Annotated in this window: 25 protein-coding genes; 17 read left to right on the forward strand and 8 right to left on the reverse strand. The window is 67.0% G+C overall.

Going from position 1 to position 19,057, the window contains the following annotated elements; translation table 11 throughout:
- Positions 1 to 30: 30 nt before the first annotated feature.
- Positions 31 to 906 (reverse strand): cobaltochelatase CobT-related protein, encoded by an 876-nt coding sequence (locus OM960_RS15760; RefSeq protein WP_264772630.1) that lies wholly within the window; start codon positions 904 to 906, stop codon positions 31 to 33.
- 156 nt (positions 907 to 1,062) lie between these two features.
- Between OM960_RS15760 and OM960_RS15765 the strand changes: the two genes are divergently transcribed.
- The 16 genes from OM960_RS15765 (at position 1,063) to OM960_RS15840 (ending at position 12,294) form a co-directional block, all read left to right on the forward strand.
- A complete protein-coding gene (locus OM960_RS15765) occupies positions 1,063 to 1,524 on the forward strand; it encodes a thermonuclease family protein (protein WP_264772631.1) in 462 nt (153 codons plus the stop codon).
- A gap of 10 nt (positions 1,525 to 1,534) precedes the next feature.
- A complete protein-coding gene (locus OM960_RS15770) occupies positions 1,535 to 1,864 on the forward strand; it encodes a DUF4326 domain-containing protein (protein WP_264772632.1) in 330 nt (109 codons plus the stop codon).
- Positions 1,865 to 1,922: 58 nt separating this feature from the next.
- Positions 1,923 to 2,651 carry a hypothetical protein gene (locus OM960_RS15775; RefSeq protein WP_264772633.1) on the forward strand — a complete coding sequence of 243 codons (729 nt, stop codon included), beginning with the start codon at positions 1,923 to 1,925 and terminating at the stop codon, positions 2,649 to 2,651.
- A gap of 74 nt (positions 2,652 to 2,725) precedes the next feature.
- On the forward strand, positions 2,726 to 3,877 hold the full coding sequence (locus OM960_RS15780) for a hypothetical protein (RefSeq protein WP_264772634.1): 1,152 nt from the start codon (positions 2,726 to 2,728) through the stop codon (positions 3,875 to 3,877).
- Between the two features lie 81 nt (positions 3,878 to 3,958).
- Positions 3,959 to 4,795: an RNA ligase family protein gene (locus OM960_RS15785; protein WP_264772635.1), complete on the forward strand. Its 837-nt coding sequence runs from the start codon at positions 3,959 to 3,961 to the stop codon at positions 4,793 to 4,795.
- A 67-nt stretch (positions 4,796 to 4,862) separates the two neighbouring features.
- Positions 4,863 to 5,321 carry a hypothetical protein gene (locus OM960_RS15790; RefSeq protein WP_264772636.1) on the forward strand — a complete coding sequence of 153 codons (459 nt, stop codon included), beginning with the start codon at positions 4,863 to 4,865 and terminating at the stop codon, positions 5,319 to 5,321.
- Positions 5,322 to 5,394: 73 nt separating this feature from the next.
- Positions 5,395 to 6,012, forward strand: a complete 618-nt coding sequence (locus OM960_RS15795; protein ID WP_264772637.1) for a hypothetical protein — start codon at positions 5,395 to 5,397, stop codon at positions 6,010 to 6,012.
- A gap of 14 nt (positions 6,013 to 6,026) precedes the next feature.
- Complete coding sequence (locus OM960_RS15800) at positions 6,027 to 6,701, forward strand: HD domain-containing protein (RefSeq protein WP_264772638.1); 675 nt, start codon at positions 6,027 to 6,029, stop codon at positions 6,699 to 6,701.
- 25 nt (positions 6,702 to 6,726) lie between these two features.
- Positions 6,727 to 7,527 (forward strand): hypothetical protein, encoded by an 801-nt coding sequence (locus tag OM960_RS15805; RefSeq protein ID WP_264772639.1) that lies wholly within the window; start codon positions 6,727 to 6,729, stop codon positions 7,525 to 7,527.
- A 24-nt stretch (positions 7,528 to 7,551) separates the two neighbouring features.
- Complete coding sequence (locus OM960_RS15810; protein WP_264772640.1) at positions 7,552 to 8,130, forward strand: hypothetical protein; 579 nt, start codon at positions 7,552 to 7,554, stop codon at positions 8,128 to 8,130.
- A gap of 61 nt (positions 8,131 to 8,191) precedes the next feature.
- Positions 8,192 to 8,644 (forward strand): hypothetical protein, encoded by a 453-nt coding sequence (locus tag OM960_RS15815; RefSeq protein ID WP_264772641.1) that lies wholly within the window; start codon positions 8,192 to 8,194, stop codon positions 8,642 to 8,644.
- Positions 8,645 to 8,729: 85 nt separating this feature from the next.
- Complete coding sequence (locus OM960_RS15820) at positions 8,730 to 9,701, forward strand: hypothetical protein (protein ID WP_264772642.1); 972 nt, start codon at positions 8,730 to 8,732, stop codon at positions 9,699 to 9,701.
- 91 nt (positions 9,702 to 9,792) lie between these two features.
- Positions 9,793 to 10,422: an NUDIX domain-containing protein gene (locus OM960_RS15825; RefSeq protein ID WP_264772643.1), complete on the forward strand. Its 630-nt coding sequence runs from the start codon at positions 9,793 to 9,795 to the stop codon at positions 10,420 to 10,422.
- Positions 10,423 to 10,425: 3 nt separating this feature from the next.
- On the forward strand, positions 10,426 to 11,352 hold the full coding sequence (locus OM960_RS15830) for a hypothetical protein (protein WP_264772644.1): 927 nt from the start codon (positions 10,426 to 10,428) through the stop codon (positions 11,350 to 11,352).
- Between the two features lie 100 nt (positions 11,353 to 11,452).
- On the forward strand, positions 11,453 to 11,746 hold the full coding sequence (locus OM960_RS15835; protein ID WP_264772645.1) for a hypothetical protein: 294 nt from the start codon (positions 11,453 to 11,455) through the stop codon (positions 11,744 to 11,746).
- Between the two features lie 14 nt (positions 11,747 to 11,760).
- A complete protein-coding gene (locus tag OM960_RS15840) occupies positions 11,761 to 12,294 on the forward strand; it encodes a 3'-5' exonuclease (protein WP_264772646.1) in 534 nt (177 codons plus the stop codon).
- A 6-nt stretch (positions 12,295 to 12,300) separates the two neighbouring features.
- Here the strand turns inward: OM960_RS15840 and OM960_RS15845 are convergent, their stop codons facing one another.
- Positions 12,301 to 12,936 (reverse strand): hypothetical protein, encoded by a 636-nt coding sequence (locus OM960_RS15845; RefSeq protein ID WP_264772647.1) that lies wholly within the window; start codon positions 12,934 to 12,936, stop codon positions 12,301 to 12,303.
- A 140-nt stretch (positions 12,937 to 13,076) separates the two neighbouring features.
- Between OM960_RS15845 and OM960_RS15850 the strand changes: the two genes are divergently transcribed.
- Positions 13,077 to 13,499 (forward strand): hypothetical protein, encoded by a 423-nt coding sequence (locus OM960_RS15850; protein ID WP_264772648.1) that lies wholly within the window; start codon positions 13,077 to 13,079, stop codon positions 13,497 to 13,499.
- A gap of 509 nt (positions 13,500 to 14,008) precedes the next feature.
- Here OM960_RS15850 and OM960_RS15855 read toward each other — a convergent pair.
- The 6 genes from OM960_RS15855 to OM960_RS15880 form a co-directional block, all read right to left on the reverse strand.
- Complete coding sequence (locus OM960_RS15855) at positions 14,009 to 14,569, reverse strand: hypothetical protein (RefSeq protein WP_264772649.1); 561 nt, start codon at positions 14,567 to 14,569, stop codon at positions 14,009 to 14,011.
- A gap of 102 nt (positions 14,570 to 14,671) precedes the next feature.
- The gene (locus OM960_RS15860) at positions 14,672 to 15,484 is read right to left on the reverse strand and encodes a hypothetical protein (protein ID WP_264772650.1); all 813 of its coding nucleotides are present in this window, start codon (positions 15,482 to 15,484) and stop codon (positions 14,672 to 14,674) included.
- 1 nt (position 15,485) lies between these two features.
- Positions 15,486 to 17,027 (reverse strand): hypothetical protein, encoded by a 1,542-nt coding sequence (locus tag OM960_RS15865; protein ID WP_264772651.1) that lies wholly within the window; start codon positions 17,025 to 17,027, stop codon positions 15,486 to 15,488.
- 18 nt (positions 17,028 to 17,045) lie between these two features.
- Positions 17,046 to 17,303 carry a hypothetical protein gene (locus tag OM960_RS15870; RefSeq protein ID WP_264772652.1) on the reverse strand — a complete coding sequence of 86 codons (258 nt, stop codon included), beginning with the start codon at positions 17,301 to 17,303 and terminating at the stop codon, positions 17,046 to 17,048.
- A 1-nt stretch (position 17,304) separates the two neighbouring features.
- Entirely contained in the window at positions 17,305 to 17,646 is a 342-nt protein-coding gene (locus OM960_RS15875) for a hypothetical protein (RefSeq protein WP_264772653.1), read from the reverse strand.
- 1 nt (position 17,647) lies between these two features.
- On the reverse strand, positions 17,648 to 18,958 hold the full coding sequence (locus tag OM960_RS15880) for a hypothetical protein (protein WP_264772654.1): 1,311 nt from the start codon (positions 18,956 to 18,958) through the stop codon (positions 17,648 to 17,650).
- Positions 18,959 to 19,057 lie beyond the last annotated feature (99 nt).

Below are 19,057 nucleotides of genomic sequence, written 5' to 3' on the forward strand. Positions count from 1 at the left end.
GTGCTGTTTCTTGCGATTTTCGTAACGGGTTCAGGGTGCGGGCGCCTCGGCCAGCGCGGGCGCGGGAAGCGCGAGGGTGGCGATCCGTTCCGACAGCGCCAGCGCGAAGGCGGCCGGATCGTCATGGGCCACTGAGACCCCGCGCGGATAGTCGGCGTCCATCCGCTGCCGTTCAGCCTCCGCCGCGCTAAAGAAGAGATTGACCGCCCCGAGGGTCACGCCCTCCTCGCGCGTCACCTCGTCGACGATCTTGCGAAGATGCCGGCGCAGGCAGTCCGGCGCGTTCGCTTGCAGGGTCGAGTCATCGAGCGGGTACCCATCGGACACGACGAGGATCGCGCGCCTGGCATGGGGCTGCTGCAGGATCCGCTCGAGCGCCCATTCGAGCGCCTCGCCGTCGATATTCTCCTTTGGAAGATTGAATTCGGCGAGGATCATCGGCGCGTCGCGGTTCTCCGCCCAGGGCTCGTCCGCCCCCTTCAGGACGATATGGAGAAGGTCGTTCAGGCGCCCCGGCTCTTTCGGCCGGCCGGCCATGATCCAGTCCTCGCGCGAGCGTCCACCCTTCCAGTTCCGGGTTGTGAAGCCGAGGATCTCGAAGTCGATCCCGGCCGCGTCGAGCCGGTCGCCGACCTGGCGCAGGCTTTCGATGATGCCGGACCTGATGCCCTGCCCGTGCATCGAGCCGGACATGTCGACAAGGAGCGTGAGGAAGGTGTCGGCCCCCGACGCGTCCGCGAGCCGGGCGTCGAGCCCGTCGAAGGCGCGATCGAAATTCTCCGGCAGGCAGGTCTTGCCGATCGTCTCGACGGCCTCCTTCATCTCGTGCCGCCTTTCGGGCGTCAACAGGTGCGTCCAGTGACAGGTGAGGTCATGTCTGGTAGTGAAGCGGCGGTAGTCGGACATCCGGATTCTTCCCGTTGAACGCATTATGGTCAGCATGGCGAATATGTGCGAAAATTGATACATGGGCAAAGGCAAATAATTTTCCCAACCCTGTTTGAAATCACTTTTTCGCATCTTCGAAATCCATTATCCTTGCCCGGAAACCGAGGACGCGCCATGAAGATCCTGTTCAAGATCCTGTTCTTCCCCGTCCGGCTCCTGTGGCGAGCGACCGCGCCGCGGCGCTTCCCGCACGGCCGTCCTTTCGATATGCGCCATCCGCTCGTGATCGACGGAGATACGCTCCATCACGACGGCCGCAAGATCCGGATCTGGGGGATCGATGCCCCGGAAATGGGAGAGGCGGGCGGGGCCGCGGCCAAGGGCCGGCTCGAGAGCCTTCTGAGCCGGCGCCAGGTCCATGCGGTGCCGCGCGATACCGACGTCTATGGCCGGATCGTGGCGCAGCTGTTCTGCGGCCGCGGCGACATCGGCCAGGCCATGGTGGCCTCGGGCTACGCGATCTCGCGCAACCGGGCCTATGATCGCGACGAGAAAAGGGCGCGCAAGGCGAAGGCGGGTCTCTGGAAGCGGGGCGGAATCGCCGATCCTGCCATCCATCGCCGCGCCGCGGCCTGAAGGAGGTGCCGTGGGAAGCGATATCGACATCCCGCAAGTCCTGAACGCCCATGTCGTCGGAAAGTCCGCGCCGAACGCGGTCTATGTCGGCCGGCCTTCGCCCTTCGGTAACCCGTTCTCGATCGGCAAGGACGGCACCCGCGAGGAGGTGATCGCGAAATACGTGGCCTGGCTGCACCAGAACCCGGATTTCGTCGCCCGGGCCCGGCGCGAGCTGAAGGGCCGCGATCTCATCTGCTGGTGCGCGCCGCGCGCCTGCCATGGCCATATCCTGCGCGATCTCGCGCTCGGCCGCGACCTGCCGCCGATCGAGGCGCCACGCCAGCGGCGTCTGCTCTGATCCTTGCGGCCGCCCGCGTGGCCGCGCTAAGGATGCGCCAGGTTTCCGGGAGGCCCAGATGGACAGGAACGACGACCGGATCGAGAGCGAACTCTGCCTGCGCCAGGGCGAGGTGGTCCGCCTGATCCCCGAGGTCAGGCCAAATGTTGCCTTGCAGACCTTCCGGGAGGTGATCCTCGATGTTCTCTGCGGGGAGCACCAGGACCCGATCCCGGTCTCGCTCGAGGAGGTGCGCGATGCTCACCGCGGCGACAATGCCGCCTTCGAGCCGGAGGTCATCACGCCGGCGGGCGCGCGGCTCCTGAAACGGCTCTTCGAGGCCGGGATGATCCCGCAGCGGCGCAAGGCCTCCCCGAAGGACCTCTCCGCGCTCGAGGCCTATATCGCGAGCGAGCCCGATCTCGTGGAGCGGAGCCGGGCGCTCCGCACCAGCCGGACCGCCGCGAAGGAGGCCCGCGACGCGGCCTGGCGCGCCATGGACGAGCGCGCGCAGGCGATTGCCGCCGATCCGGGCATCGCCCGCGCCGAGGAGATCTCGGCCGCGCTGATCGACCGGGTCTTCATCCATTTGCGGGGATACGGCGCCGGCGGAACGATCCGGCTCGCCGGCATGGAGTGCCACAAGATGCTCGACCGATACCTGTCGAACAGCGGCAAGACCCGGAGCACGACCGCCGTCTGCTGGTGGATCGACGAAGAGGGCCAACGCCACGGCGATCCCGCGCCTCTCTCCATCCCCAACCGCAGGAGCGACCCCACCCGCAACTGGGGTCTCGGCCGGGACTAGGCCGCCCCGCATTGCGGGTTTCTGATTTTCGCATCTTTCCGGGATGATCGCGGGAGCCAGACAAGGATCCCGCCATGCCCGCAGCCGATTACCCGACCCTGACCGCCGCCCTTTCCGAGCGCGGGCGCGCGCGCTTCGCGAAGGCCGTCTCGGATCTTGAGGCCGGCGCCGCCGCCGGTTCGATCCCGAACCCCGTCTTCACCGAGGCGAAATCCCTGGTTGGCCGGGCCATCGAGGAGGGCTGGCGGCGCGCCGTGCAGGACCCCTACACCTGGAGCCGCGACTATGCCGCGGCGGAAACGGAACGGGCTGCGCTCCAGGCCCTGAACGGATATCCGCAGGCTCACACCATGGCCACCTTTCAGCGCCGCGCCGAGGCGGTGCCGGACACGCCAGCGGGCCGGGCAATCCGTGCCTTCCTGGCGGAGATCGCACCGCTCGCCGGGCTCGTCACCCGCTGCAAGGATCTCGCCGTCAAACGCCAGCCGAAGGTGCCGGAGGCGACGCCAACCGAGCGGTACTCCGCCCCCGCGGCCTCCGGCACCGCGATGGCGCGGGTCCTCGGCGTGCTTGAGGAGATCACGCGGGCATCCCGCGACGCGCTGCGCGACCTGATCGCGGAGCGCCACACGCGCCGGCTCGACGCCTATCTCGCCGCGCAGGAGGAAAACCGGACCGCGCCGCAGGGAAAGCGGCTGCGGGACTACTCGCCTTACGAACACACGCGCCGGATCGGAAACGGCCGGTCGGACCCGGTGCTGCGGGGAGCGCTCGAGGCGTTGACAGAGTCGCGCTTCGACCATGACAGCCGCCAGACGCTTCATCAGCGCAGGCCCGATTTCCGCGAGCGGATCGGCAGGCGCGCCGATGCCGACGCCGACGAGCTCTGCCGGAGCTACATCGACAAGAACCTCGCCAAGCTCGACAGCATCATCGAACGCAAGGGCGATTTCGAAGCGATCGAGGTGATCGGGCGCAGGCTCGATCCCGCGGGCATGGAGGGGCGGCTTCGCGTCAGCTTCGCCGACGGCGCCTCCTTCGAGGCGCGAAGCTCGGTGGTCATGTCCTGGTCGGTCCACGGCAAGGCCTTCCTGCGTTTCCCGCTCACCTTCCACGATGTCGTCCTCGCGGGCGGCGCGCCGATGCCCGCACCCTCGGAGGAGCGGATGAACGAGGTCTTCGCGGCGCCGGCGTCCGCGCCGGAGGAGGACGGGCCGGAGCCCTGATGCGGGATGCCGGCCTTTCCGCTGGAAGACGCTTTGCGAATATGCGACCAATCCCTCCGAAATCGCCCGCGAGACAAAACCATGGATGAAGCGATCCTGAAATACCCCCGAACACCGCATCTCGAGGGGTCGAAGCTCCAGCCTGGCGACGACGCCGGCGACCAGGTGACGCTCGACGAGCTGCGCGGCCGCCATCCCGGCTGCCGCTTCATCTCCGAGGAGAAGCTCGACGGCGCCAACACCGGGATCTCCTTTGGCGCCGGGCTCGAGATGCGCCTGCAGTCGCGCGGGCATTACCTCGCGGGCGGCGCCCGCGAGGGACAGTTCAACCTCCTGAAGGAATGGGCCGTCTTCCACGAGGCCGAGATCATGGAGCGGCTCGAGGATCGCTACACCATGTACGGCGAGTGGTGCTTCGCGCGCCACACCCAGTTCTACGACGCCCTGCCCCACTACTTCCACGAGTTCGACATCTGGGACCGGCAGGAGGGCGTCTTTCTCTCGACCGACCGCCGGCACGCGCTCCTCGAGGGGTCGCCGGTCGTCTCGGTCCCCGTCGTCGGCGAGGACTGGCCGAAGGACCGCAAGGCGCTCCGGGACATGGTTGGCCCGTCGCTCTACCGCACGCCGGGCTGGCGCGACGCGCTTCGCGAGGCGGCGGCCCAGGCCGGCGTCGACCCCGAGCGGGCGATCGCGGAAAGCGGGGCCATGCGGCCCGACGCCGATCTCGCCGAGGGCCTCTATATCAAGGTCGAGAACGAGGGCCGGGTGGTCGGACGCTACAAGTGGGTCCGTCCCGGCTTCCTGCAGACGATCCTCGAGAGCGGCACCCACTGGGCGGCGCGGCCGATCGTCCGCAACCGGCTCGCCGACGGCGTCGATCTGTTTGCCGCACCCTCCGCCATGCCGGCGCCATAGTTGCGAAAATTATTGACGCCATTCGGATGCTGATCTATGTTTTTCGCAAATGCGGAATGAGGGCCAGATGACGGAAGAGACCAAGGCCGAGAAGTTCGTGCGGCTCCGCGACAGCCGGCTGCCGAAGATCCTCGAAGCGATCGGCATCCTCGGCAATCTCTCCTCGAAGAAGAACTACGACTATACCGAGGCGGAGGCGCGGGACGTGATCGCGGCGCTCCGGGAAAAGGTGGACGAGGTCGCCGCCGCCTTCGGCGTCGCTGCGGACGCGCCTGCGGCCCCGCAAGCCCCCTTCGCGGCCGCCGAGGCGCCGGCCGCGGACCTGCCCGCCCATCTCGTCGACCTCACGAAGCTGCGCAAGAGCATCCGCGAGGTGGACGGCCGCCTGCTGCGGGTCGACCCCGACTCCTGGACGGATCTCGATCTCATCCATGTCGGCCCGAAGCTCGGCCTGGCGCTCGAGGCCTCGATGGAGGGCGATTCCAAGGTCGCGGTGGCAATGCTGCTCGAGGTTCTCGCGACCTGACGCCCGAAGCGACAAGGGCATTCCGGTTTTCCCGGGATGCCGCGAGAATCGGCTGGCAAGAGGGCGAAGAGAAATGAGCCATTTCCATGTGAACATCGACTACGACGAGGGCAAGCCGGGATCTTATCGCGGCGTCGTCGTGACCCGCGGCGGGCGCGAGGAGGAACGCTGGTCGAGCGGCGATCCGCAGGCCGACTGGGCCGCCTATCTCGCCTGGGGCAAGGCGGGCGGGCAGCTGGTTCTCGAGGGCAGCAGCATCACGCATTTCGTCTACGACAACCCGCAATGGCGGTTCGTTGAGGATGCGGATGGCCATGAGGTCCTGGTCCCGGAGGACCGGCCGGGCTGGCGTGGCATCATCGGCAGGAAAGGGGCGCCCATGGGCGAGAAGATCACTCACGAGATCGAGGACTGGCAGGACGACCATGACCGCGCGCCCGAGGCGCCGCGGAGCATCTCCCTTGAGATCGAGAGGGGCGCCGACCGCATCGACATCAGCACCGCCGATGGCCGGAAGATCTGGATCGAACTCGAGAACGGCGCGGTCCGGCTCCATGTCTACGACGCACGCAAGGACGAACCGGTCAACATCACCTTGCCGGCGGACGGCGAGATCACCGTCGACACGTCGGATTACGACCTTGGCGAAAGCCACGCCCCGGAGGATGCGTCCTCCGGACCCGGCGCCTGAGGCGGAGCACCATGATGACCGACATGAGCGAATTCTCGAAGCGCGGGATCTCGATGCGCTACTGGCTGCAGGGCCGCGGCTTTCACCTGGCGCTCGAGGCGATGGATTTCGCCAAGGGCTTTCACACCGGCACCCGCAAGGACGGGGTGACGCCGGAGTTCGACCACCAGGTCTCGATCGCGCATTACCTGCGCACGCTCGAGGCCTCCCTCTCCTATCCGCAGGAGACCTTCGCCACCGTCTTCCTGCATGACGTGCGCGAGGATTTCGACGTGGCCGACGGCGAGATCCGGGTGCGCTTCGGCGACCGGACCGCCAATGCGGTCGCGGCGATGACGAAGACCTTCCGGGGTGAGAAGCGCCATCCCGGCGCGGTCTTCTCCGCGATCGCGAACGATCCGGTGGCCTCGGTGGCCAAGGGCGCGGACCGCGGCCATAACCACAGGAGCATGGTCGGCGTCTTCTCGATCGGGAAGCAGAAGGAATACCTCGCCGAGACCAAGGTCTACTTCCTGCCGATGCTGAAGGAGGCGCGGCGGCGCTTCCCGGCCCAGGAGCCGGTCTACGAGAACATCAAGCATGCGCTGACGGGTGAGATCGCCCTGATCGAGGCGATCCATGCGGCGATGCGCCCCGAGCCGCAGCCGGCCGCGAAGGATGGCGGTGACGATCTCCGTCCCGGCAACTGAACCCGCACCACGAAGGACACCCCCGATGACCGACCCCATTACTACCCCCGCCGGCGCGCTGACGCTTGCCTCCCTCATCGCCTCGCGCGATTTCGTGGGCCGCAAGGCCTGGGACGCGGGCTGGTTCATGGATGGCGACGAGATCGAGAGCGCCCTCTACGGCACGTATGGGTCGTGGAGCGGGAGCGAACATGCGAGCCTGTTCTTCGAGAACGAGAAGATGACCTCCATCGACATCGACAAATGGATCTGCACCGACACGCGGGTCGGTCTGGAGCTTTTGCTGCTGAACGGCGAGCCCGTGGCCGTGACCTGGCAGTCCGCGCGCAAGGCCGACAAGGAGATGCGCTTCATCAGCGCCGAGGCCCGCGACCTCTTCGTCACCGCCTGGGAGAGGCATCGTCCCGCCCCGGACCTTGCGGCCTCGGTCCTTGACGAAGCGACCCTGAACATGCCGGTCGCCCCGGCGGGCCAGGAGCCATACGGAACCTGGGGTGACCTCGGCCGCCGGGAAGGCCTCCATCTCTCCGTTTCGGGCGTGGCCCGGTGGCTCGCGGCGGTCGCCGCCGAGGGCGGGCTCGGCACGGTTTCGAACGAGGCGACGCTGAAATGCGTCGAGGCGGGACTCCGCGCCGAGATCGGCAACGGCGAAGCGAGGCTCGAAGAATATGCCGGGCTTCCCGCCGAACGGCGGGAGGCGATGAAGGAGCCCCTCGCGAAGGTCGAGGCCGAGATCCTGGAATACAACGCCAGCATCAGGGCGAAACTGCTGGATCCGATCCAGGCGAGGCTTGCCGATCTCGCCCCGGATACACCGGCGGCCTGACCGGGAGCACCAAGGAAACGCGCCATGCCCGGTCCCCTTCCCGAGATCCTCGAGCAGCCGGTGATCCCGCCGCCGCTCCACGGCGTCAACCCGCGCACCATCATGGGCCGCGCGGACTGGGACCGGATGCGGCGCGCGGTCTGTGCCCGCCACGGCTACCGCTGCGCCGCCTGCGGTGTCGCCTCGCGCCAGGCGCTCTTCTTTCCGCGCCTCGAGGCCCATGAGCGTTTCTCGGTGGATTACCGGGCGCTCCAGATGCACCTCATCGGCATCGAGCCGCTCTGCCATGCCTGCCATTCCTTCGTCCATGGCGGGCTGATGGAGGTGCGGATCGCGACGCGGCAGATGAGCCGCGAGACCGCGATAACGATCCTCTCGCATGGGGTCTCGGTTCTCTCGGAGACCCGCGGCAAGGTGCCGGTCGTGGCCGACAAGCTTTGCCGCGCGCTCGGCATTCGCCACGGCCTCGCCGTAGCACCAATGCCGCCCCGCACACCCTGGAAGGGCTGGCGCATGCGCTGGGAGGGCCGGGACTACGCCTCGCCCTACCCGAGCGAGGCTGATTGGCGCCGCGCCATGCGGGCGCGATCGGTTTCAGGATAAGCATTTCCCATTTCTGTTTTTCGCTTATTCGAAAGAGGCTGGCCCGAACAGGGAGGCCTGCATGCCCGATTGCCCGACCCGTGCCGACATCGACGCACTGCGCCCCGCGCTCGCGGTCGCCGCCCAGGCCTGCCTCGACGACTGGCAGCAGGACAAAGACGGCCTCGATGAGGTCCTGGGCGCGGGCGGCGCCTGCCAGGAGATCGCCTCGGCGATGGCCACGGTTCTCTGCGAGGCCGGCGTCGAGGACGTGGCGGAGGTCTATACCGAGTTCGACGGCGGCCATGTCTTCCTGATGGCGCGGCTCGCCGAGGGCGCCTTCCGGGTCGACATCCCACCCCAGGCCTACGAGACCGGCGCGGGCTATGTCTGGCGAAAGCGCGAAGGCGTGACGCTCTCGGCTGACGATGTCGTCCTCCACCGTGTCGAGCCCGCGATGGACCGGGAGGAGTTCGGCCGGCGCTACTGCGAGGGATGGTCCGAGCCCGAAGCCGAGCCGGAGCTGGCCTGGTAGGCCTGGGGCTGCGCGCAGGAAATCGCCAGTTGCCGCATGGGCGCTCGCCAGCCATGCTGGCCGGGCAATCATCGCGCGGGGCGGCATGGGACGGCGGGAAAAGACCGGGATCAGGAGCGGAAACCGCATCTACGAACCCGAGATAGACGAGATCTTCCGGCAGGCCTTCCTGACCAACCCGGCCTTCTGCGACCTCTTCCGCGCGCGGCTTCGCATCGAGGGCACCGGCCCCGCTCGGAGCGCCCTCACGCAGCAGCCGCACCACCCCGACACCGGAACGATAGATCTCGATGTCGTCCTCGGCGAGACCCGGCTCCTGATCGAGAACAAGATCCAGGCACCGTGGTCGGAGACCTCGGAGGGTGTCGCCCAGCCCGAACGCTACGAGCGCTCTGCGCGCCGTTGTGGCGCCCGCTCGGTCCTCGTGGCGCCGTCCGCCTATATCGGCCAGGTCGAGGAGGCGATCGAGTTCGACCATTGCCTCGATTACGAGGAGCTGGCCCCCGCCCTCGCGGGACAGGACAGGTATTTCGTCGAGGAGGCGGTGCGCCAGGCGTTGATCCCGACGATGAACCCCAACGAGATCGTCACCCGCTTCTTCAAGCGTTTCGAGGCGCTGGTCCCCGAAGTCGCGCCCGGCCTGCACATCCACAGGCACTACATCCGCAACGACGGCTCCTACACGGCGCATTTCATCGCCAGGAAATCGCTCGTCCTGCATCCCGGCCTTCCGACCCCCTCGATCTTCCTGCAGTTCCGGCAAGCAAACGTGAAGCTCCTGATCCAGGAATGGGGCCGCCAAGTCGACGCGCTCCGCGCGACAGGCCTCCATCACGGCACCGGCTACCGCCTCGAGCAGATCCGCGGCAGCGCCGGAACTCTGGGGGTCGTCGCGGCGACACCGGGCATCGATCCTTCCGGCGATTTCGAGGTGCAGCGCCAAAATTGCGTCACAGCCATCCAGACCACCGAGGCGCTTTGCCGCTGGTGGGACGCTCACCCCGAGGTCATCTCGGCCTGGAGCCGGGTCGCGGAGACCGCCGGCCGGGCGCGTTGAACGCCGCGCCGCCGACCATCCCTTTTAGATTTACTTCCATATTTCGCAATCCCGCCGCATAGTCCGGGAAACCTGACGAAGAGGACTTCCCGTGACCGACCAACCGATCGCCTGGACCAGGGAGGGCCGCCCCCTCTTCGACAACACACCGACCGTCGTCTGCGCCGCGGTCCCCGTCGAGGGTGGCATTCTTGCCGTCCGCCGCGCCCATGAACCAGGCGCCGGCAAGCTCGGCCTGCCGGGCGGTTATCACATGCGCGGCGAGAGCTGGCAGATGGGCGGCGCGCGCGAGGTGATGGAGGAGACCGGCTACGCGGTCGATCCCGGCCAGCTCACGGTGCGCCACCTCGTCACCGACGAATACGGCAACAACGTCGTCTTCGCCTTCCACGAGGGAGAGGCGGAGCCCACCGCGGCGCCGCTCGACGGCGAGGCGCTCGAGATCGTCGTCGTCCGCGAGGGGGATCTCGATCCGGAGGACTGGGCCTTCCCGCTCCACCGCGCCTTCGCCGCCCGCGCGCTCTACGAGCTGAAGCTGCAGCAGGGCCTGCGGTCGCTTCTGAATGCACGGACCGACGACGGGCTCGGTGTCGACAGCCGCCAGCTGGCGCTCGGGCTCCTGGCCGGCTTCGAGGGCACCACCCAGGACTGGCGCCGGATCGCGCGCTCCTGCCACTACGAGCATCCCGAAACCGAACCCGCCCTCTCGCCGGAGCCCTGATCCATGCCGCCCTCCCTGTCCGCCAAGAGATTCATCCGCTCACTTCGCAAGACCCTCTTCGACCGAGGCAATCGCGACGCGCATCTCCTTTTCGATGCGATGGTTTTGCGTGCCAAGGCGGATGGCGGCTACGGCGCGGAATTTGTCTGCTTCGCCGAGGTTCCGTCGACGGTGGCGCTCCGCGAGATCTCCCGCCCCTTCGGCGACTACTGGAAGGATCTCGAGTTCGCCAACCGCATCGACGAGATCGACGCGGCGATGCTGCCCGCCAAAGCGCGCCTCGCCGCGACGCCGCGCAGCCTCGACGGCCGCATCTTTCCTGCGATCGAGATCGGGGGCGGATGGTCGCTCTCGCTTCAGGGTGACAGCGCGGGATATGCCTGCCGCCCGCGGGAGCGCCTCGCGACGCTCGAGGAATACGACCTGCTCGAGGGCGTGATCTACGGGCCGGGAGGGGAGACGGTCGATCCGGCGCGCCTCGGCCTTCCCTTCGCGGTCAGGACCAAGTTCACGGACGCCCGCGACGACGGACCCTCCATCGGGACCCATCTCGACTGGAGCGACATCCACGAGATCCGCATCTCGCTCGAGCAGGCGCGGCGGGTCGGTCTCGCCCCGGCCGGGGAAGCGCCCGCGCCGGACGGGCGTTACACCTGGATCCTTGCTGGGAACAACCGCTGCGGCGAGTTCATGTCGGCCCACGCGAGCCGCGCGGCGGCACTCGACGAGATCAGCGAGATCCTCGGCTTCGAGGATGAGGATATCGCGGAGGACAGCCCGGAATACTGGACCTGGGCCGAGGCGCGCCTGGCCGCCACATCCGTAAGCCTGAATTTCGGGAAGCTCGACAAGAAGACGAACGAGATCGTGGACGAATGGCGGCAGAGTGCCGTCGAACCGGAGCCGGCCGGGCAGGATCCGGCACCCTGAAGCCGGAAAGGGACCGGCGGATCCGCTTGCCGCCGCCCTTCAGAACGCGTAATGTGAGATTGTCTTTTCTTTTTTCGCATACCTCAAGGCGTAGACGCACATGCACTGGTTCCTGACCATCTTCGTGATCCTGGCAAAACCCGTGACGGATGGGGGTTCCGAAAAGCCGGGAGACCTCCTGAAATACCTGCCGATGGGCGCGACCCAAACGGAGGCCCAGTGCGAGGAGATCGCGGCAGATTTCACCGGAGCGCTGCGCGCGACCGGCCAGGATTCCGTGATCGTGCTGCACAACTGCACGCCGATCCCGGTCGCGACCTCCGATGCGATCGGAGATGCCCAGGGTTGGACGCCGCCGGACGAGGGCGGCTGGCCGGCGAAGGAAACCGACTGATCCCGGAGATCCGCATGGACAAGCTGCCGCTCGGGCAGATCGCCTTTATCGACTTCGAGGCCTCCGGGCTCTCGGCTGGAAGCTGGCCGATCGAGGTCGGCCTCTCCCGGTTCGGAGATGGCACCGGGATCACGACCTGGTCGAGCCTGGTCCGTCCCGAACCGGACTGGTCCCTCGACGACTGGTCGAAGGCCGCCGAAGGCGTCCACGGGCTGTCGCTCGGCAGCCTCGCGGATGCGCCGCGCGCGACTTCCTTCAGCGCCTCGGTGGCCGCGTTCCGCTCTCCGACGCGCCGGAATTCGACCAACGCTGGCTCGACCGGCTCGTCGCGCCCATCGGCAGGGAGGGCGCGGTGCGGATCCGGGATTTCGACGCGATGTCCTTCAGCCTCTTTTCCGGAGGCGCGCTCGATCGGCTCTACGAGCGGCTCGAACGGTTGCGGGTGCCGCATCGCGCCGGCCCGGATTCCGCGCGCATGGCAAAGGCCTGGGTGGCGGCGCTCGATGCGTCGAAATAGCCCGCAAGGCAATCCCGGCCCGCATGACTGATCGGGCTCAGTGACTCGTTGCGCTCGCCTCCGTACCCCTCATGGCCTCGTCGAGCCAGGCGGCGGGCACCGTCCCGCCATTGGCCGCGATGATCGCGTTGATGAAGTCCGCGCCCCAGTTGCCCGATCCCTTGTGCGGATTGCGCATGGCGCGGTACCGCATGAACCGGGGCTCGAAGCTCTCCGCCATGGAGTTCGGCGCGCCTTCGACCGGGTCGATGCGCCGCGCGACCTGGACGTAGTCGAAGCCGACAGGATCCTCGCCCTGCTCCATGGAGAGCCCGACATAGAGGCCGCCGGTCATGGTGAAGCCGACCGCGCGGAGTTCCGCCAGGAATTCCGGGCTCAGGGCGGCATCGTCGTGTTCGAGGGAGAGATCCAGCGCGATTACATACACCCGCGGCATCTCTATCTTCGTTTCCGGCCGGCCCATCCCGTTCTCCCTTCCCGGTGTCGTCTTGAACGCGTCCGGGAGATCCCAGTGCGGGAAGGGAAATGCAAGTCCAAACGGCATTGGCTCAGGATGGCCCGCCGGAAAGCCCGCCATCGCGTTCGTCGAGATAGACCTGAATTCCAGCCTCCCGAGATCCTGACCCGCCTCGAAGTAACCCGCGCCGAGATCGCGGACAAATAGCCGCTCCACTGACCGGATCCGCACACGACCGCCCATTTGCGCTTGCGGCGACGTCGATCGGTTGGCACTGTCCATGCCTGAGGCCGAATGGAACGCCAAAACTGCCTTTCAGTCGCTCCAGGCCGGCATCAGGGAACAAATGAGGAATCATGACTGGCAAGGGAATAGTCGAGTCTGCTGCCTTCGTGATCGCCGCCCTTGGCGGGGGGGTCCTGGTGTTTGCAGTATCGCACTTCATCAATCTCCATCTGTATTCGGTGAAAATCAAGCCAACCGAATTTGATCTCGTTTTCGGTTCAACCTTGGTGCTGATTTCCATAGCAGCTGTTGCGTTCGTTCTGAGGCGCCGCAGCAGCGCCACGAAAGCGATGGCCCGAACTGCATGGTTTTTCGCAGTCTCCGCATCCGCAGTGCTTGCCTGGTGGCTGCTCGGCGTATGGGCAAATACCCGCGTGAAACAATACGACGGTGAGAACTTCCTGCAAGATACATGGGGCATCGCACTTGCGCTCCTGTTTTGGCTGGCACTCGCCACCTCTGTCATAAGGTCGAGGCGCGAAAAGGGTCCGTGATGCTACCCGGAACACACTCCTGAGAAGCGCAGCAGGATCGACGTCCATCCGCCCGAAAAAAACAGACAGACAGGGTTCGCCCTGTCTGTCTTTCTTTCGGGCGGACATACCTTCCTTGTGGACAGAAGGAGTCGCGAGAGCCAAGCGATCTTCCGCTGCACCGCCTGCGGCGTCGTCGAACACGCCGACATCAATGCGGCGAAGGTGATCCTGAAGCGGGCGCTCGAGGGCGCCGTGGCGGCAGGACGGCGGGGGAACACCCCGTTGCTGGACGTGGAGGATTGGGCTCAAGCCCCCTGCGAAGCGTCAACTCGACTCGCTCCGGAGCGGCTCGATGCCGCCGCGGAGCGACCGGAAATCCCCGTCTCTTCAGGGCGGGGAAGATGTTAATCAGATATCAAGCAGCGCGTGATATTTCAATGCCGCCGTGAATGAATGCCTATGGCAAACCCCTTATAACGCAGGGCCTTTCAGTCGCCGGGCGGAGCCTGAATGAAAACTGAATAAAATCAGAACGCCGGCTCCATGCCGGCGCCGGCGGGTTCGCGATGCCGCGCCAGGGTCTCCGCGAGGATCGCGCCGAGGCGCGCCACCGCCCGCCGCCCGCCCTCGGAGCGCGGATCGGCGACAGCCGTGGCCTCGCCGACCGGATCCGCGTCCCAGCGCCGCGCCACGAGCGTCGCGAGCGCGGCCGCGAGAAGGGTCGCATACCCCCTGCCCCGTTCGCGCGCGTCGGTGAAGACCGCATCGACGAAGATCTCCATCTCCCGCTCCTGGCGCCCGAAGACGTTGATCTCGACGGTCATCATCGTGTGAAGCCGGCCGGGATCGCCGGCCGGTCCGATGCCGATCGTGATGTTGCGCTCATCCGCCTCATCGAGCGCAAGGGCGGCGGGCGAGATCGGATCTCCCTTCGCGACCCGCATCCGGCCGGGCGCGGCGATCGAGAGCGCGTCGAGGCGGGGATCGAGGATGCGGATCGCGAGATGCGGGGGCAGGGTCACGCCGGTCGCGGCGAGCATGTCCTCCGCCGTGACCGGCAAAAGGTCGTCATGAACCGAGGGTGTCATCATGGCTCCAGCCCCGGTGCAGGAACGATTGGAGTGCCAGTCCTCTTTTCGCATTGCCAGGTGCCGCGCGAACGGGTCGGCATGGCCGGGTATGCACCCGCATCAGGGGGTCGGCCCGTCGTCGGCCAGGCGCCGGCGATCCTCGATCGCCTCCTCGACAAGCGCGTCGGAGAGCCAGAGGTGACCAATGTCGATCCGGTCCCCTTTGCGCTCGGCGATCTCGAGGGCGTTGTCGAATGACGCCGGCACCGCGCCATCCGGTTTGCTTCTCGTCCGGATGAAATGCGCCCAGACAAGATCCTCGATCCCAGGCGTATCCTCGGCCAGGAAGAAGGTCGCGCCCCCGTCCTTCCTGCGGATCGCCGCGGCATGGGAGCAGCCGGCCGGCGCCGAGGCCACGCCCCGGGTCACCGAGAGATCCGCCTGGTTGGCGAGGGCGGTATGGAGGCTCTTCTCCTCGGGATGGAGCTTGCGGACCGCGTCGGCCACCTTCCGCTCGACCTCGCCCTCCGACGCGCCGGTGAAGAACACCGTGAGCTCGGCCGTGTCGAGCATCGCCACGAACCAGGGCCGCTCTCCGGTCTCCTCGAGCTGGCGCGCCCAGAACATCTCGCGCAGCTCCTCGCGGTGGAGCGGCGGATGCAGGAGCTCGCCCTCGAAGCACTCCACCCGGTAGTCCGCGGTCACCGAGACCGGCTCGAGACCGATGACGGTTCCCCGTTCGAGCGCGAGGACACCGTCATAGAGCTTCGTCGCGCCGAAGGAGGAAAAGGCGGTCGCCTGGACCCCCTCGTGGAGGATGAGCCCCGCGAGCGAGGCGTAGACCGGGACCTTCGCCGCGATCATCTTCTCGACCTCCGCCAGGCTGCCCTGGTAGTTCTCGGCCAGGCCGAATTCGTCCTTGATCCACACCATCTCAGGCCTCCAGTTCCGGTCCGTTTTCGGCCGGCGCGGCATAGCGCTCCGGCCAGGCCCAGCCCGGCTCGTCGACGAGATAGGGGTCGACCTCGAGGGGCCGCGTCGAGATCAGGAACAAGTCCTCGATCCAGGCCTTCTTCGGCAGATCCGGGCTCTCGAAGCGTTCCGCGAAGAGCTCCACCTTTCCGCCCGTGGCCATGTAGACGTGGAGCGTCGTGCCAGGCGCGAATTCGAGCCGGACAATGTCGTTTTCCCGGGCATAGTCCTCGAGGAGCCGCTGCGCCTCTTGCCGCGTCGCGGGCGCGCCCTTCACCTCGCGGCCCCGGTCGCCGATCCCGCCGTTGGCCTCGATCGCGGCCGCGCCCGCCATCAGGATATCCTTCAGGATCTCCTGGTCGGCGAAGGTGACGTCCCAGAGATCGCAGCATACCCGGCCGACCATGTCGGGTTCGGGGATGTCGGTCCGCACAACGTCTCCCGGCTCTTCGGGGTTCTCCTGCCAGAGGTCGTCGTGCTCCTCGTTGAAGTGGCCGACACGCAGGATGTCGCCCTCGCGCATCACCGCCGGGTAGCAGTTCGTGGTGTGGATCCGCATCAGGCCGAGGCGCTCGACGTGATCGCGGGTGCGGAGATCGACGCCGAGGTCGGAATTGATGCTGGCCTCGTCCGGGTCGTCCTTCCCGACGCCTTCGTTGAAGCCCGGGATACGGAACCAGTCCGCCATGTAGAGGATGCCGGACGGCAGCGTGATCTCGACGTGGCGGCAGGGCATGGGCGCATCGAATGCGCCGATCAGCTCGAAGCGGACATCCCGCATCTTTCCGCCTTCTGGGTAGATGTAGGAGCCGAGCATCGGATCGAGGAGGTGCTCATCGGACCAGCGCAGGCGTTGGTCGGTTTTCGGACAGGTCGGACCCTCGCTCGTCGAGAAGAACTTCCATTGCCCGGAGCCATACATGGCGGCGGTCTCCGCCGCGGCCCGGGCGATCTCGCCGATGAGCGCCGCATCGACCGGCATGAGGGCTTTCGGACCCACACGCTCCGCTTGGGATCGCCCCGCGAACGCGTCGAGGCCCGCGGCCTCGCGCGCCTCCATAATCGCGTCCAGGCCCGCCCGGAACAGCCCTTCGCCAATTGCGCGGGGGAGCGGCAGCGAGAAGATCCATTGCCATCCCCATTTCGGCTCCGCCTCGGCGCCATCGGCGACGAAGGCGTTCCATTCCTCCGCCTCGTGGATGCCGCGATCCACGCCGTGCGGCACGGGCTTGAGCAGCCCGAGGCCGCGCAGCTCGACCAGGATGTCGAGGATCTTCGCCTGAAGGCCAAGGTCCTTCACCGGGTGCGGGATCGCGACACGCAGCGCCGCATCCGTTCCCATCTCCTCCGGGGAGGGGAGCGGCCGATGGAAGTGCTTCTTCTCGCCGCGCGCGAACCCCTCCAGGGTCGCCGCGATCTGGCCGGCGATCCAGTCCGGCGTGATGCGCCGGCGGATGATGTCCGGGTCGAACAAGGGGTCGCGGTTAATGATGGGGGCTTTCATGCTGGGCGTCCTTCCTGGTCAAACGCTTGCGGCGGGCGCGTCGTTGCGCAAATCGACGAGGCGCATCGCCGCATCGTAGAGATCCTCGGTTCCGGGGATGCTCTGACCGTCGCCGACGAAACTGTCGTCGCGTCCGGTCCGGTCGAGCCAGTCCACGTAGTCCATCCACTCGTCCGGGATGAGGCCGGGTTCGGCAGCAACGGCGCGATCGGCCGCCTCCCGCAGCCGCTCCCGGTGCATTTCATCGAGGGCGTTCTCTTCGCGCGTGCGGGTCATGTCAGGGCTCCAGGTCCTCGTCGTCACACTCGAGATCGATCCCGAATGCCTGCACAACCGCGTCGTTCTGGGCCTCGCCCAACTCATCCGCATACATGAGTGCGGACTGCGCGGCCTCGCAGAGAAGGCGCTGTTTTTCTTCCGGGCCCAAGTTTCCCGGCGCATCGAAAATCAGCCAGTTCATGCTGTCGAGCGTCGCGGGCAGGAAGGCGACAGGAGCGTGCGGAATCTTCTGGAACTCCGCATGCACGGCCTGCAGGAACTCCCCGGGGTCTTCGAAGCTCCTTGCCGCCAGGGCGATCTCGGCGGCAAATTTCAAGGCAAGTTCGGCTGGCGCCGTCATTTCAGATCTCCATTTCGGGAGTTTCAGGGGATGCCGCCAGGACCCGGCGGATCTCCTCGCGGCTCATGACCGTGAGTTCGACATCGTCGTGCGCGAAAGCGGCATCGATGATGTCACCGAGATCGGCATTGGCGGCGACCTCCGGCATGAGGTCTCCAAGGAGCTCGGACAGCGGGTTCTCCAGGCTGTCCCGGGACGAGGCGGCCGTGACGCGGATCTGCGGGGTTGCGTCGCCTTCGAATGTGATCCTGGCAACCGCGAAATGCGCGGGCCGGGTGCCGTAGCCGAGGTGTGCCGCACCCTCGCCCTCCCAGATGAAGAACCCATCCGCCTCCTGCCAGATCCGGTCGATGATGGCCTGGTCCTTCATCCCGGCAAACTCGCCCGCCGTCCGGCCCGTGAGCGTCAGCGCTGCCCGGGCGATATGGCCGGTCAGGCTCTCGCGATCGCGGGCATGAACGATGACCTGGCGGTCGCCATGCTCGACGAGCGCGATGGCGATCGGCTCGGGCGCGCGCAGGAGAGCCTTGACCGGGGTTTCACCGAGGATCTCAGCCGCCGCGCGGTTCACGCCGACCGGATGGACGTAGCGGCGATCCGGCGTCTCGATCTGCTCGAAGGAGGTGGTCCAGCCCGCGCGCGCGCCATGGTCGATGACCGCGGCGATGAAGGCCGCCGGATCGAGATCCTTACCAGGGATGAAGTTGAACCGGCACTTGAGGCCGTCTGCGAGCGCTTCGAGGCTCGATCCGACATGGATCTCGGAGCGGAAAGAGGTCCTCGCCATGAAGATGGCGGCAGGCGGCTCGCCATCGTCCATGCCATGGCGCACCGGCGTTACATGGGTCAGGACGACAGAGGCCTTCAGCCTGTCGAGCCAGCCCGCCATCTGGTCTTCGCCGAGCGCGCAGATGAAGGCCTCGCGGTGCGGCTCAAAGACCTCGCGGATATGAGCGATCGAGAGCTCATCCCACCGATTGTAGCGCGCCTCGGCATCCGTCAGGGGCGCGTCGCGGAGGATCTCGTGGGCCGGGATGAAGTTCGAGCATGTGCCCGCGTAGCCCGAGGTGTCGTTCGGGTAATACTTGAGCCGGGAATGGAGGTCGGCGAGGCCCGGCATCGCCCCCTCGGGGTGGAAGGGCTCGTAGGGATCGTAGGCCGCCTGGACCCGGCCGTCGGGCAGCCGGTAGGCCGCGATCCGCTTCGTCACGTGATCGCCGGCGCGCTTGCCCTTGCGGGAATCTAGGCTTTCCTTCGCGTTTTTCGCGGAGATCTCCACGAGGCGCGGCGGAAAGGGGATCGTTCGGCGCATGGCGGCATCCTTGTCAGGTCTGATCGGGGCCGGGTTCGGAACCCAGCCCGTGAAGACTATTCCAGGGATGCGAAAACCGGAACGACTTGATCTTGCCCG

It is taken from the genome of Defluviimonas salinarum (genome assembly GCF_026013545.1).
GTDB lineage: Bacteria > Pseudomonadota > Alphaproteobacteria > Rhodobacterales > Rhodobacteraceae > Albidovulum > Albidovulum salinarum.